We start from the raw sequence: 14,082 nt of genomic DNA, 5'->3' as shown, positions 1-14,082 counted from the left end.
CGAAATGCCCTGCCGCTACAAGGTATAATGAAGGGGCTATTTGGTAAACGTACCTGAAATGCCGATATTTGTCGCTTTATAAGGAGTATAGCGTGAGCGATCTGAAAGAAGGCGAGGACTTTTATTTTGAGCGTGGACTGATGGTGCTGACGGCCAAGTACCTGCTCAAACGAGGCTATTGCTGCAAGAATGCCTGCCGGAACTGCCCCTACGGCTTCACCAAAAAGAAGAAAGAAACGGGCATGAAAGGCGAAGACAAGGTATAAGCAATGCTGTTAAAAAGCCTTTGTAGTTGTCTTGCAGCGTGTTTTGTTAAAAATATCTGCTATGCTTTTGAATTTCTGTATCTTTTTGCAGATATTTGCACCCCTATTGAAATAATTTAGAAGAAAATACAAGATGGCACGAGTTTGCGATTTAACCGGAAAGAGAGTACAAGTAGGAAATAACGTTTCTCACGCTAACAATAAGACAAAGCGTAAGTTCTATCCGAACCTTCAGAAGAAGCGTTTCTACATCCCTGAGGAAGATGCTTGGGTAACCCTTAAAGTTTCTACTTCAGCATTGAGAACAATCAACAAAAACGGTATTTCTGCCGTTCTGAAGAAAGCAGTAGAGCAAGGCTTCATTATGTACTAATGGCAGCCTTCCGGCTGTGTGTACTGTTATGCTTGCTGTCTTTTACGGCAGTAGCGCAACCGCATGCAGGCTCGGGAAAGCCATCTGATACTTTAGATAAAGAGTTTCACCGGCAACGGAGAGAGGTACTGCGGCAACAGCTGCCCCCTCGCTCCGTTGCCGTTCTTTTTGCCAGTCCCGTGCGCAACCGCGCCAACGACGTGGACTACTATTGCCATCCGGACCCCGACTTCTATTACCTGACCGGGTATAAGGAGCCGAACGCCGTGCTGCTACTTTTCCAGAGTCCGCAGAACGTGAACGGTAAGCAGGTACAGGAAGTACTATTTGTGCAGCCCAATGATGAAATGCATGAACTGTGGAATGGCAAACGACAAGGCGTAGAAGGAGCGGCTAAAGAATTAGGTATAGCGACGCTGGCAAATACCGATTTCGCTTCCTTCAAGCTTGATACCGCCAACCTGCAACAGATCCTGATCAAAAGTCTGCCGCATGATGTACGCGACGATGCAGCGGATGAAGCTGATCTGTACAGTTTGCTTGGCCAGTTCAAGTCCAAGGTAAAGTACCCGACCAACTTCAGCGCGACACGCAGTATGCTTTATGGCATTGTGCGCGAGCATGGACTGGCGCAGTCCGAAGGAGTAGTAGCCTACATTCAGGAAGCCATGCAGCAAGAGCCAAATCTGCGACAAGATCAGGCGCTGCAAGGTTATCTGCAGGCAAAAGATATGCGTGCCCGCACCAAAGCTGTAGCGGCTATACCTAAGCAGAAGCTGGATGCTTTCACACTCGATCAGGCGCTGGACGCCATGCGCGAAGTGAAGACTGAAGCCGAACTCAACCTGCTTCGCAAAGCGGCAAGCATGTCAGCAGTGGGGCAAATCGAGGTGATGAAGGCCATGAAGCCGGGCATGTCCGAAATGGAGGTGCAAGGTATACACGAGTTCGTGTTCAAGAAATACGGTGCGCAGCATGTAGGCTACCCGAGTATAGTGGGAGCCGGCAACAATGGCTGTGTGCTGCATTATATTTCCAGTGCCAAGCCGGCTATACCTGGCAGCGAACTGGTGCTGATGGATGTGGGCGCTGAGTACCTGGGCTATACCGCCGACGTGACGCGCACTATACCTGCCAATGGCAAGTTCACGAAAGAGCAGCGTGCCATTTATGAACTGGTGCTCAAAGCGCAGGAGGCAGGATTTCAGCAGTGCAAGGTAGGCAACGCTTTCAACGCGCCACATCAGGCTGCCGAGGCAGTGATAGCAGACGGGCTTGTTAAACTGGGCATCATCAAAAAGCGTGAAGAAGTACAGCGTTATTTTCCGCACGGTACCTCGCATTACCTGGGGCTCGATGTGCACGACCGTGGCAGCTACGGGCCTTTCCAGGCCAACACGGTGATTACGGTGGAGCCGGGCATTTACATTCCGGAAGGAAGCCCGTGTGACAAGAAGTGGTGGGGGATCGGCGTACGCATTGAAGATGATATCCTGATCACTGATAAAGGCTGGGAGAACCTGTCGAAACAGGCGCCCCGGACAATAGAGGAAATTGAGAAAACCATGGCCCAGCCGAGCGCGTTGGACGGTTTCAAGCTGCCAAGGCTTGATTAAGGGCATTTTTAACGATGTATAAACGCGGCAGAGAGCGCAGCTAAAAAGCTTCTGCAGAAAAATTTATACTTTGTTTGTAATTAGAGATTTAAGCTTGTATATTTGCAGTCCTAAATAAAAATTTACTGTTGAGATGGCTAAAAAAGCAAAAGGTAATAGAATCCAGGTAATTATGGAGTGCACAGAGCATAAAGCGACTGGCATGCCTGGAACTTCAAGGTACATCACTACCAAAAACAGAAAGAATACTGCTGAGCGTCTAGAGCTTAAGAAGTATAACCCTGTGTTGAAAAAAGTAACTGTACATAAAGAAATTAAATAACCATGGCTAAGAAGGTAGTTGCAACCCTAAAGACCGCTACAGGTAAAGATTGGGCAAAAGTGATCAAAGCCGTTAAGTCTCCAAAAACTGGTGCTTACAGCTTTAAAGAAGAGATGGTGCCTGTTGATAAAGTACAGGAGTTCCTTAAGAAGTAATTAAGCCTACTCTACTATACATAGATAGAATACACGAAAAAGTCCCTTTGCTGGGACTTTTTTAGTATATTACCGTATCACACCGAGATAGTCTCACCCTACAAAACACGCAAATGGGAATTTTTGACTTTTTCAGCAAAGAGCAAAAGAAAGAATCGCTCGACAAAGGTCTAGAGAAAACCAAAACCAGCTTTTTCGGGCAATTGAGTAAAGCAGTCGTTGGTAAGTCCACGGTAGACGTGGAAGTGCTCGACGAACTGGAGGAAATTCTGGTGCATGCGGACGTGGGAGTAGAGACGACTGTAAAGATCATCGACCGCATTGAGAAGCGTGTCGCGCGTGACAAATACGTGAGCACAAGCGAGCTCGACAGAATCCTGCGTGAAGAGATTGCCGCCTTGCTCGAAGAGAACCGTGCCGGTGACGGTGCCAACTTCGACCTGCCGGCAGGTATAAAGCCTTACGTGATTATGGTCGTGGGCGTGAACGGCGTGGGTAAAACCACCACCATCGGCAAACTGGCCTCGCAATTCCACAAAGCCGGCAAGAAAGTAGTGCTAGGTGCCGCCGATACCTTCCGTGCCGCCGCCGTTGATCAGCTGATCATCTGGGGTGAGCGTGTAGGCGTGCCGGTAATTTCGCACGGCATGAACACGGATCCAGCCTCTGTGGCCTATGATGCCGTAAAGAAAGGTGTGGACATTGGTGCTGACGTCGTGATCATCGATACAGCGGGCCGACTGCATAACAAAGTGGGCCTGATGAACGAGTTGTCGAAGATCAAGCGCGTGATGCAGAAAATCACGGCAGACACCCCGCACGAGGTGTTGCTGGTGCTCGACGGCAGTACAGGCCAGAACGCCCTGCTTCAGGCACGTGAGTTCACCAAAGCCACTGACGTAACCGCACTGGCCATCACCAAATTGGACGGTACGGCCAAAGGTGGTGTGGTGATCGGTATATCGGACGAGTTTAAAATTCCGGTGAAATACATCGGTGTAGGTGAGAAGATAGAGGACCTGCAGCTATTCGACAAGAACCAGTTCGTGGAGTCGTTCTTCTCCCGCAAATAGATTTTTGCTGTTGCCTGTATGGGAAAATTGCTGTTGATAGGGCTGTCGCTGTTGCTGACCGTTTGTAACGGTACCCAAGGTACGTCAGGGCAGGAGAGCGAAGGCCAAGAAGCGCAGCAGGAATCTAAAACGCAAACAGGCCAGCAGATGCAGATCAAGCAAGGTATACAGGGGCAGATACTCTGGGAGGCAGGCAACCAAATGCCTTCCCCGGATGCCCCAACCAGCAGTGGTCGCCGCGGTGTGGAGCGCACCGTGTATATTTACGAGCTGACCAATAGTTTACAAACCACATCCAAAGACGGTGTTTTCCACACCGCGATTCAAACCAAATTAGTCACCCAGGTAAAAACAGACGGCAGCGGCAACTTTGCGGTTCGTCTGGAGCCCGGCAGGTATAGCCTTTTCACAAAAGAGGAAGACGGACTATTCGCCAATCTTCTTGACGGCGATATGAACATCTTTCCGGTGGAGGTTAAAGAAGGTGAAGTAACGGAAGTAGAGTTTTTGGTTAACTACAACGCATTTTATTAACGAATCACATCATCCAGAGCATCAGCTCGGAGTCACCACAGTTAATATCAAATCCAGTAAAGGTATAGCTCAGCTTCTATAGCTATAAAACAAATCAGCCCGCTATACAGCAGGCTGTTCTTTTATTCCCTAAACATGTTGTACTTTTGCAGTTCATTTGCCCAATCGAACTAATGCGCAGCCGCAATGGTTTTGAGTAATTGGGAATTATCGCGCTAATACATAGATAAGTGAAAGTAAGAAGTTTAAAGAAAGACAAGGTAAACGTGATCACATTGGGTTGTTCTAAAAACCTGGTGGATTCGGAAGTGCTGATGGGGCAGCTGCGGGCCAATGACATGGACGTAGCGCACGAGTCTGAGAAGGACGATTCAAATATCATCATCGTGAACACCTGCGGCTTTATCGACAATGCCAAGCAGGAGTCTATTGATACCATTCTGCGTTACGCTGAGGCCAAAGAAATGGGCCAGATCGACAAGCTGTACGTAACAGGTTGTCTGTCGCAGCGCTACAAGGACTCGCTGGAAGCAGAGATTCCGCAGGTGGATGCTTACTTCGGTACGCTGGAGATGCCGCAGCTTCTCAAAAAGCTGGAGGCAGACTACAAGCACGAGCTCATCGGCGAACGACTCATCACGACACCTTCGCACTTCGCTTACTTTAAGATAGCCGAGGGCTGTAACCGTCCTTGCTCTTTCTGTGCTATCCCTTTGATGCGCGGCAAGCACGTGGACCGTCCGATCGAAGACCTGGTAAAAGAGGCGAAACGACTTGCTAGCATGGGCACAAAAGAATTGGTGCTGATAGCGCAGGACCTGACTTATTACGGCTTACAGCATTACGGTGAGCGCAAGCTGGCTGACCTGCTCCGCAACCTGTCGGATGTGGAAGGTATAGACTGGATCCGCATGCAGTACGCCTATCCGTCCCAGTTCCCGATGGAGGTGTTTGACGTGATGAACGAACGTGAGAACATCTGCAAGTACATGGACATGCCGCTACAGCACATCTCTGACAACATGCTCAAGACCATGCGCCGTGGTATCAGCAAGCGCCGCACCATTGAGCTGGTAGACCAGATTCGTCAGCGTGTGCCGGATATTGCTTTGCGTACGACACTGATAGCAGGCCACCCGGGTGAGACTGATAAGGATTTCCAGGAGCTGTATGACTGGGTAGAGGAAACCCGCTTTGAGCGTCTGGGCATCTTTACCTACTCACACGAAGAAAACACCCATTCCCATACCTTGGAGGACAACGTGCCGGACGAGGTGAAGCAGGAACGTGCCGACGCCATCATGGAGCTGCAGCAAGGTATATCTGTAGAACTGAACGAAGAGAAAGTAGGCAAGACTTACAAAGTACTCTTCGACCGCAAGGAAAGCGGCTACTTCGTGGGCCGTACGCAGTACGACTCACCGGAGGTGGACAACGAAGTGCTTGTGCCAGCCGATAGCCAGTATGTGCGTCTGGGAGACTTCGCCAACGTGAAGATCACTGATGCTTCTGACTTCGACCTATACGGTGAGGTAGTGCTGTAAATTAACTGAAAGCCAAAGATCGGGTGTTTAAAACCCGAGACTGCGAATAACCATAATTAAAGGAAATTCCTTGCGTGCTACGGCCGACAGGGAATTTCCTTTTTTGTTTATAGCCCGGAATTATGTATTATGGTATTCAGAAACCTAAATATAGTTCAAGGAGCAGTTTTAGACGCTGCAAAGCCTTTCCCACCTGTATGCGGCACATCAAATTACTCACTACTGATTCCCTTACACTCGAGTATAATGCGGTAGAAGATTACATTGCAGCTACCTGGCATGGGGCCTTTACCAGCGAGGTCATCAAACAGGGATATGAGCAGATTCTGTTTTTCCTGCAGAAAGAACGCTGCCACAAACTACTTGACAACCACTACGACGTGCAGGGGCTATGGGTAGAACTGACTGATTGGCTAGCCTTTGACTGGCACCCACGTGCCGAGCAGGCTGGTTTGCGCTACCATGCCGCTGTTTATTCGCAAGACTATTTCAGCCGTCTCTCCACTGACAGAGCCATCCAGATGGTGCGGGATGGTATTGCGAATGGATTTGAAACGACCGAAAATGCGGAGGGCTGGCTCAACTCACTCTAGTTTATTTCAGCACATACTTGCTTAGCACTTTGTAAGCATCATTCACATTGTCGCCTTTGCGGAATTCCTGCTTGATAGTGGGCGATGCCTCACCTGTCAGCCAGATCTTCAGCTCGGCATCGAAGTCGAGCATGCCGGCGCTCTCTTTTGAAAACATCTTGATGCTGGCATAAGGCACACTTTGGTATTCAATTTTAGAACCTGTTATACCCTGCTTATTCACTACGATCAGCCGCTTGTTCGTGAACACCAGCATGTCCCGGATCAGGCGGAAAGCCTTTTCAATTTGCTCATCATCGAGCAGGATGGGCTGAAATTCTTTTGTGAGTTTTTCAACAGGCACAGCCGAAGCATGGCCCATTAATCCGTTCAATAATCCCATATCGTTTGATTTTTAGCTAAGTATACGGACTTTATACCTTTAGTTTGTCTACTAAAGCCTTCGTTTTGAAAGCTTTTGGAGCGAAGGTAGTGGGTGCCTAAATTCAGATTCCGTCCGCCTATACCTGTTTTCTATCGTATCAGCTATATATCGAAAATAAAAAACACGTACTTTGTGGCGCAACATAGGTGAACGTGTTTTGTTATACCCTCCAAGTATAGCTACACAGCGTAAAGCCACAAAACAGAGCAGATGGAAGTAACTGATATGAAAATCACCAAAGTAGACTATGCCGCTACTGGCGCTTTCTCCCAGACGATAGCCGATTACCTGTCGCAAAGCGAAAAGCTAAAGACGTTCTATCACCGCTTTCCGACGCTGGAGGCTTTTGGCGAACAAATCAAGGAGAAACAATTCACGGAAGCCCAGCGCCACATTTTGTGTCAGGTGTTGCAGGAGCAGTATGGTTCTTTAACAGATATCCATCCAACGGTGCAGCAAAACCTGGAGTTGTTGCAGCAGCCCAACACCTATACCGTGACCACAGGGCACCAGCTCAATATTTTCACAGGGCCGCTTTATTTTGTGTATAAGATCGTAACGGCGATCAACACCTGTCGCCAATTGCAGGCAGCTTACCCGGATTACAACTTTGTGCCGGTATACTGGATGGCCACCGAAGACCATGACTTTGCGGAGATCAACCACTTCAACCTATTTGGCAAGCGCTATACCTGGGAGTCGGAGCAGACCGGTGCCGTGGGTCGCTTCGCAACAACAGGACTTGACAAGGTGCTGGAAGAGCTGCCGGAGGCTTTCCCGATTTTTGAGGACGCTTACCGTAACAGCAAGACACTGGCCGATGCAACCCTTGCCATCACACATGCGCTGTTTGGCGAGTATGGTTTGGTGAGCATCGACGGCGACCATAAAGAGCTGAAGAAGGCGCTTATACCTGTAGTAGAGAAAGAGCTGAACGAGCAGCTGTCGAATAAGCTGGTAGAGGAGACGAACGCACAGTTGGAGCAGCTAGGCTACAAACCGCAGGTGTTTTCACGTGAGATCAACCTGTTTTACCTGCAGGACGGCATGCGCGAGCGCATCGTGCAGGAAGGCGACAGGTACAAGGTACTTAATACCGAGATTAGCTTTTCTCAAGAAGAAATCCTGCAGGAGGCACAGCAGCACCCGGAACGTTTTAGCCCGAATGTGATACTTCGTCCGCTTTTCGAAGAGATGGTGCTGCCCAACCTGGCCTACATTGGCGGTGGGGCAGAGGTGGCATACTGGTTTCAGCTTTGTAAAGTGTTTGAAGCACACCAGGTAACCTTCCCGATCATCATGCTGCGCAACTCGGCCCTCTACATCAGCAAGCCGAATGCTAGCCGCATGCACAAACTAGGCCTTGAGCCGATCGAATTGTTCCAGGATTATCAGGAGCTCAAGAAGAAACTATCATCGCAGCTGCATGAAGAGGAGATTAACCTTGAAACGCAGCGTGAGGCTGTAGCCAAAGCGTTTAAACAAGTAGAAGCGCTGGCCGAAGGAATTGACCCGACCTTGGTAAGAGCTGTGGCGGCTGAACAGCAGAAAGCGCACAATTCATTGCAAATGCTCGAGAAGAAGCTGTCTAAAGCACGCGACAGCAAGCACGAGCAAACCTTCAAACAACTTGAAAACCTGAAGGACAAACTCTTCCCGAACGGCAGCCTGCAGGAACGCCAGGACAACCTGCTCTCATACCAGACCAACCACCCGAACTTTATACCTGCACTAGTGGAGGCTTTTGACCCATTGGAGTTTAAGTTCACCATACTGGAGGAGGAGTAATGCACAAAGCCGAGCTGCGCAAATCCATGCTACAACGTCGCCGTGCACTGTCCGTCGACGAGGTTGCTGTGCGGAGCCAGCGTATAGCTGACTTGTTTTTCCAGCACTTTCCTCTTAAGGCAGGGCAGACCGTACACGTATTCCTGCCGATCATCAAAAACAACGAGGTGAACACCTGGCCCATCATTGAGCGGTTGCGGCTGGAGTGCCCTGAGGTGCGCGTAGTTGTGCCCGTAACAGATGCCGAACAGCATACGCTTTCACACCATCAACTGACGGAAGAGTCAGTGCTGGTAGAAAATGCCTGGGGTATACCTGAGCCGCAGAATGCCGAGATCGTCCATGCCCATGAAGTAGATCTGGTGCTGATCCCTTTGCTGGCTTTCGATAAGCAAGGCCATCGGGTAGGGTATGGCAAAGGCTTTTATGACCGTTTCCTGGCCGACTGCCGACCAGATGTTGTGAAGGTAGGGCTGTCGCTGGAGCAGCCTGTGGAGCGTATCGCTGACCCAAATGTATATGATGTACCACTCGACTTTGCCATAACACCCGACGGGGTGTGGCCGGAAACATTAGCGTTGCATAGTTAGTTTGCAGTGCTCCCTAAGCTTGGTTAGTGTCAACTGAGATCGGGACGTTACATAAGCCGCAAACAAAAAGCCCCGCTGCAGTGATGCAGCGGGGCTTTTTGTTTGCGGCCCTTCGGAGCCTTATTTCTTTTTGCCATTTACCACCTGGCGAAGCTGAGCTACAGGACCGAATTCAGCCTGCTCAATTGTCTTGCCACCAAGGTAGATTTTGCGCAGCTGCACTTCAACAGGTGCCATGGTGCGGGTCATGTCTGAGCTCACCACTTTTGTGTAAAAATCACGGGCTTCTACTACTGCGCCGCGTTCAAACTGGTGTCTGGTTTCGTTCTTGTTCACTGGCAGGCCAGGTATAACCTGGTAAGTCGTACAAACTACTTCGTACTTCGCCTGGAAAGGCTTCACCACTTTCTGTAATAATTTCTTCATTTTGCTTCCTGTTGATTTGCTTTCATTGCTCTAAGACAATGCAAAATAAGACTTAATTCCAGAAATAAAACAATTTTTGAAGTATAACAATTAAAAAAAATGGTGAGCGGTTTATGTAAGTGCCTGAATTATACTTTATTGAGATAAAACTTTGCTGTAATTCCTTAATAAGGAGGCACTTGTGATAAATCAAAGTTCAAGGAAATGAGATTCGATACCTGTGCAGGCATTTAAAATTCATATTTAGGGTAACTCGTAACGCCTTGATATACTATTTGTTAGCTTGCTATACCTTGTCAGGTGTTACTTCTGTTTTATTAAGCAAGCGCTCTATATCCGGTGTTATCTTCTCGGGTTTGGTGATCGGAGCATAGCGTTTCACCGGATTTCCGTTGGCATCAATCAGGAATTTAGTGAAGTTCCATTTCACACGGCTGCCCAGCAGTCCTCCAAGCTCTGACTTCAGGTACTGGAACACCGGATGGGCATTACGACCGTTCACGTCCACTTTCTCCATCATGGGGAAGCTCACGCCGTAGTTCACCAGGCAACCCTGTTCAATCTCTTCTTTTCCTCCCGGCTCCTGATTGCCGAACTGGTTGCAGGGGAAGCCCACCACCACCAGGCCATCATCCTTGTACTTCCTATAGAGCTCCTCCAGACCTTCGTACTGTGGCGTAAAACCGCAGTTGCTGGCAGTGTTCACCACCAGCACGACTTTGCCTTTGAAGTTCTCCATATTGACTTCTTTGCCCTGCAAAGAGGTCGCTGACAGGTTATAGAAGGGGCTATTTTGATTTGACATGCTCATCGTTATTCGTTTTAAGTATTTGCTATACCTCAACCGAAAATAAGCGAAAAGGTTTTACTCCACCGGTTTGATGCCGCGTGTCATTTCACGCTTGCCCGGAGGGCCAGGGAGTGCCTCTACTTCGTAACCAGCTGCTTTCAGGCTTCGCTTAAAGGAGCCCTTTGCGCAGTAAGTAACCAACACACCACCGGGGCGGGTAGCTTGGAATAACTTATCGAACATCTTGTCAGACCAGAGTTCAGGCTGCTTCTCGGGAGCGAAGGCGTCGAAATAGATCAGGTCGTAATAAGCACGCGGTGGCACAAACTCTTCCAGCGTTTCGTGGATCTTCTGCAGCGTAAAGTAAGGGATTACGTCAACCGGCTCGTTCCAGGGAGCTTTGTGAAGTTCCAGAAATGCATCGTGCAGCTCAGGATTCAGAATGACTTTATCAAACTGCAACTGCTCCACCACCTTCATTTCCAGCGGAAACTTCTCCAGTGTGTCGTATTGTATGAAAGCCTTCTGAGCCAGCGAGATGGGGTAAGTGAGGATGGCGTTGAGGCCGGTGCCAAAACCCACCTCCAGAATCTTGATGTCTTTGCGGAGATTGAGCACATGCTCCAGGCCGTGCTTAATGAAGACATGCTGCGACTCCTGCAAAGCGCCATGCACCGAGTGGTAGTGCTCGTTCAGTTCGGGCACGTACAAGGTGTTGGAGCCGTCTTTGGTCTGCCTGATTTCGAGATGCATGATTATTTGTTTACTTTACAAATGTAAGCAATGACGAATGATTAATGAATAATTAATAGTGAGGAATGAATAATCATTAATGAGTAATGGATAATGAAGAGTGAATAATGATGAATGAATAGAGAAGTTTAAACTACATCTCTTAAACGCTCAAGCTTCCCAACTCTTAAACTCGAATAACTTTATACCTTTCTAACTTTTTACCTCAAAACATGCCCCGCATCAAAGTAGCTATACCTGAACATGTGTCCTTCGAGGCAACTATACCTGTGCGCATTACTGATCTCAACTATGGCGCTCATCTGGGCAACGATGCCCTGCTCTCTATCCTGCACGAGGCACGCCTGCAATTGCTCAAGCACTTCGGCTACACTGAGCTCGATATGGGCGGTGGCAGCCTGATCATGGCCGATGTTGCCATCGAATACAAGGGCGAGGGCTTCTATGGTGATGTGCTGACGCTGCGGCTGGCCTTTGACGATGTGCACAAGTATGGCTTCGACATCACCTACCACGTGCTCAACCAAAACGACAAGGAAGTGGCCCGCGCCAAGACAGGTATGCTCTGCTTTAATTACCAGGAACGAAAATTAATGGCACTGCCCGACGAAGTAAAAGCCCGGATTGAAACTAAAGCCTAAGTATTTTTGTAATTTTGTGGTATGAATTTGATTGCAGATATACCCGTTTTAAATAAGAAAGACATCCGTAAGCTGTCGCTCGACGACTTAAAGGCATGGCTAGTGGAGCAGGGCGAGAAAGCGTTCCGTGCCAAGCAGGTCTATGAGTGGATCTGGAAGCACTCTGCCCAGTCGTTTGAGGAGATGAACAACGTGAGCCTGGCCCTGCGCGAAAAGCTGGACCAGCACTTCGCCATTAACGCAGTGCAGGTAGCCACCAAGCAGCTCAGCAACGACGGCACTATCAAATCTGCTTTCAAACTGCACGACAGTAACATCGTGGAGGGCGTGCTGATACCGCACGAAGAGCGCAAGACCGCCTGTGTGAGTAGCCAGGTAGGATGCTCGCTTACCTGCAAGTTCTGCGCCACCGGATACATGGACCGTGTGCGTAACCTCGATGCCGCCGAGATCTACGATCAGGTAGTGCGCATCAATGAGCAGAGCATGCAGCAGTATGGTCAGCCACTTACCAACATCGTGTACATGGGTATGGGTGAGCCGATGCTCAACTATGCTAACGTGATGAAGAGCATTGAGCGTATTACAGCGCACGATGGCCTGGGTATGGCCGCACGCCGCATCACGGTGAGCACGGCAGGTATAGCTAAGATGATCAAGAAGATGGCCGATGATGGTGTAAAAGCCAATCTGGCCCTGTCGCTGCACGCCGCCAACGACGAGAAGCGCAACCAGATCATGCCGATCAACGAGACCAATTCACTGGAGGCACTGACCGATGCTCTGAAGCACTTCCATGAAGTGACAGGCCGCAAGGTGACGTACGAGTACATCGTGTTCCAGAACTTCAACGACACCCTGCAGGATGCCGAGGAACTGTATCGTTTCTCCAAAGTGATACCTTGCAAGATCAACCTGATCGAGTATAACCCGATCGAGAACGCCGACTATAAGAACACGGATGAAGAGCGCTGGCAGAACTTCATCTACTACCTCGCTGACCGTGGGGTGCAGGTGAACGTGCGCCGCAGCCGTGGCAAAGACATCGATGCTGCCTGCGGACAGCTCGCCGTAAAAGAGAAACAGCCTGCTGCTTAAGTTTAGGCTAATGATAAAGCAAAAGGCCCCTGCTATACCTGTAGCAGGGGCCTTTTGCTTTACTTGGGTTTGTGTCAGCTGGCTTTGTTGAACCTGCCTTCCGGCCTTGGTCTGCCGCTGGATATGTCGTGCGGGTTATTGGTGATCTCCTGCTCTCTGAACAGCACCGCATGCTCCTTGGGCCGTATCTCCTGGCCAAACTCAGCGGCATACTGCTGAGTGAACTCCGCCCCGAACAGCACGATCAGCGACGAGTAGTAGATCCATACTAAAATTACGATAATGGAGCCGGCAGCCCCATAGGCTGAGCCCGGGTCGCTGGTGCTGATGAACCAGCTGATCAGGAATTTGCCAATAGTGAACAGCAGTGCCGTGATCAAAGCGCCCACCCACACATCTTTCCATTTGATAAAGGCATCGGGCAGGTACTTGAAAATAAGTGAAAACAGGGCCGTAATAATGGCAACCGACAGAATAAAGTCCATGGCCTTGATGAGGAAATACAGCACATCAGGCGAGATAAACTGCAGGTAGCTGTCGAAGATCTCGCGGAGATATTCGCTGAGGATAGAAATCACTGCACTAAGCATTAGCGACACCAGCATCAGCAAGGCAATGCTCAGCACGATACCAAACGAGAACAGGCGCACCTTCAGCATCTTCACGATGCCGTTTGTCGGCTTCGGTTTCACGTTCCACACCCTGTTCAGCGACTCCTGCAACGTAGCAAAAAACGTAGTGGATGCGAAGATCAGCGTGCCTATACCTATCCAGAACGCTATACCGCCTCCTTCGCTCAAAGCCGCATTCTGTACGATGGTCTCAATGGAATCAGCTGCACTGGGACCTATCGCCCCTGAAATCTGGCTGGAAAGTTCACCTGAAACGGCCTTCTCGCCAAGGAAGTACCCGGCGGCCTGTATGATGATGACCAGCAGGGGAGGGATTGAGAAAATGGCATTGAAGGCCAGTGCCGCAGCCAACATAAGAGAACCGTTGTCCAGAAACCCACTAAAGGTATTCTTTGCAAGGGGGAATATAATGCCTGTTAAAGATTTTGTCATATCGCTTGTCTGTATCAGAATAGCTTTTTGAT

At 49.4% G+C, this 14,082-nt stretch carries 18 protein-coding genes; 13 read left to right on the top strand and 5 right to left on the bottom strand.

Going from position 1 to position 14,082, the window contains the following annotated elements; all coding sequences use genetic code 11:
* Positions 1-92 precede the first annotated feature (92 nt).
* From I0P70_RS14085 to I0P70_RS14045, 9 genes are all read left to right on the top strand, one after another.
* The gene (locus tag I0P70_RS14085; protein WP_370583230.1) at positions 93-266 is read left to right on the top strand and encodes a DUF5522 domain-containing protein; all 174 of its coding nucleotides are present in this window, start codon (positions 93-95) and stop codon (positions 264-266) included.
* 133 nt (positions 267-399) lie between these two features.
* Positions 400-639 (top strand): 50S ribosomal protein L28, encoded by a 240-nt coding sequence (rpmB, locus tag I0P70_RS14080; protein ID WP_007652245.1) that lies wholly within the window; start codon positions 400-402, stop codon positions 637-639.
* Between the two features lie 32 nt (positions 640-671).
* The gene (locus I0P70_RS14075) at positions 672-2,255 is read left to right on the top strand and encodes an aminopeptidase P family protein (RefSeq protein WP_230392200.1); all 1,584 of its coding nucleotides are present in this window, start codon (positions 672-674) and stop codon (positions 2,253-2,255) included.
* A 133-nt stretch (positions 2,256-2,388) separates the two neighbouring features.
* Positions 2,389-2,577, top strand: coding sequence for a 50S ribosomal protein L33 (rpmG, locus tag I0P70_RS14070; RefSeq protein ID WP_007652246.1), 189 nt, complete (start codon positions 2,389-2,391; stop codon positions 2,575-2,577).
* A 2-nt stretch (positions 2,578-2,579) separates the two neighbouring features.
* Positions 2,580-2,732: a DUF4295 domain-containing protein gene (locus tag I0P70_RS14065; protein WP_007652248.1), complete on the top strand. Its 153-nt coding sequence runs from the start codon at positions 2,580-2,582 to the stop codon at positions 2,730-2,732.
* Between the two features lie 113 nt (positions 2,733-2,845).
* On the top strand, positions 2,846-3,805 hold the full coding sequence (gene ftsY, locus I0P70_RS14060) for a signal recognition particle-docking protein FtsY (protein ID WP_196119095.1): 960 nt from the start codon (positions 2,846-2,848) through the stop codon (positions 3,803-3,805).
* A gap of 18 nt (positions 3,806-3,823) precedes the next feature.
* Positions 3,824-4,339 carry a carboxypeptidase regulatory-like domain-containing protein gene (locus I0P70_RS14055; RefSeq protein ID WP_196119085.1) on the top strand — a complete coding sequence of 172 codons (516 nt, stop codon included), beginning with the start codon at positions 3,824-3,826 and terminating at the stop codon, positions 4,337-4,339.
* Positions 4,340-4,569: 230 nt separating this feature from the next.
* Positions 4,570-5,883 (top strand): 30S ribosomal protein S12 methylthiotransferase RimO, encoded by a 1,314-nt coding sequence (gene rimO / locus I0P70_RS14050; RefSeq protein ID WP_196119084.1) that lies wholly within the window; start codon positions 4,570-4,572, stop codon positions 5,881-5,883.
* A gap of 197 nt (positions 5,884-6,080) precedes the next feature.
* Positions 6,081-6,476 (top strand): hypothetical protein, encoded by a 396-nt coding sequence (locus tag I0P70_RS14045; RefSeq protein WP_196119073.1) that lies wholly within the window; start codon positions 6,081-6,083, stop codon positions 6,474-6,476.
* A 1-nt stretch (position 6,477) separates the two neighbouring features.
* On the opposite strand, the gene I0P70_RS14040 is transcribed toward I0P70_RS14045, so the two are convergent.
* Positions 6,478-6,858, bottom strand: a complete 381-nt coding sequence (locus I0P70_RS14040; protein ID WP_255531026.1) for a PH domain-containing protein — start codon at positions 6,856-6,858, stop codon at positions 6,478-6,480.
* A 252-nt stretch (positions 6,859-7,110) separates the two neighbouring features.
* Here I0P70_RS14040 and bshC point away from each other — a divergent pair, with 252 nt between their 5' ends.
* Complete coding sequence (gene bshC, locus I0P70_RS14035; protein WP_196119071.1) at positions 7,111-8,688, top strand: bacillithiol biosynthesis cysteine-adding enzyme BshC; 1,578 nt, start codon at positions 7,111-7,113, stop codon at positions 8,686-8,688.
* Positions 8,688-9,278, top strand: a complete 591-nt coding sequence (locus tag I0P70_RS14030) for a 5-formyltetrahydrofolate cyclo-ligase (RefSeq protein WP_196119069.1) — start codon at positions 8,688-8,690, stop codon at positions 9,276-9,278. Before bshC ends, I0P70_RS14030 begins: the two co-directional genes overlap by 1 nt.
* 120 nt (positions 9,279-9,398) lie before the next feature.
* On the opposite strand, the gene I0P70_RS14025 is transcribed toward I0P70_RS14030, so the two are convergent.
* The 3 genes from I0P70_RS14025 to mnmD form a co-directional block, all read right to left on the bottom strand.
* A complete protein-coding gene (locus I0P70_RS14025) occupies positions 9,399-9,704 on the bottom strand; it encodes a hypothetical protein (protein WP_196119067.1) in 306 nt (101 codons plus the stop codon).
* A gap of 286 nt (positions 9,705-9,990) precedes the next feature.
* Complete coding sequence (locus tag I0P70_RS14020; RefSeq protein ID WP_196119065.1) at positions 9,991-10,515, bottom strand: glutathione peroxidase; 525 nt, start codon at positions 10,513-10,515, stop codon at positions 9,991-9,993.
* Between the two features lie 54 nt (positions 10,516-10,569).
* The gene (gene mnmD, locus I0P70_RS14015; RefSeq protein ID WP_196119063.1) at positions 10,570-11,247 is read right to left on the bottom strand and encodes a tRNA (5-methylaminomethyl-2-thiouridine)(34)-methyltransferase MnmD; all 678 of its coding nucleotides are present in this window, start codon (positions 11,245-11,247) and stop codon (positions 10,570-10,572) included.
* A gap of 212 nt (positions 11,248-11,459) precedes the next feature.
* Here mnmD and I0P70_RS14010 point away from each other — a divergent pair, with 212 nt between their 5' ends.
* Together I0P70_RS14010 and rlmN are read left to right on the top strand one after the other, a co-directional pair.
* On the top strand, positions 11,460-11,888 hold the full coding sequence (locus tag I0P70_RS14010) for a thioesterase family protein (RefSeq protein ID WP_196119061.1): 429 nt from the start codon (positions 11,460-11,462) through the stop codon (positions 11,886-11,888).
* Between the two features lie 21 nt (positions 11,889-11,909).
* Entirely contained in the window at positions 11,910-12,986 is a 1,077-nt protein-coding gene (rlmN, locus tag I0P70_RS14005) for a 23S rRNA (adenine(2503)-C(2))-methyltransferase RlmN (protein WP_196119059.1), read from the top strand.
* A gap of 74 nt (positions 12,987-13,060) precedes the next feature.
* Here the strand turns inward: rlmN and I0P70_RS14000 are convergent, their stop codons facing one another.
* The gene (locus I0P70_RS14000) at positions 13,061-14,050 is read right to left on the bottom strand and encodes a YihY/virulence factor BrkB family protein (protein WP_230392199.1); all 990 of its coding nucleotides are present in this window, start codon (positions 14,048-14,050) and stop codon (positions 13,061-13,063) included.
* Between the last annotated feature and the right edge of the window lie 32 nt (positions 14,051-14,082).

It is taken from the genome of Pontibacter sp. FD36 (assembly GCF_015686655.1).
GTDB lineage: Bacteria > Bacteroidota > Bacteroidia > Cytophagales > Hymenobacteraceae > Pontibacter.
The sequence above is the reverse complement of the archived record's forward strand: the minus strand, read 5'-3'. Positions and strand labels throughout refer to the sequence as shown.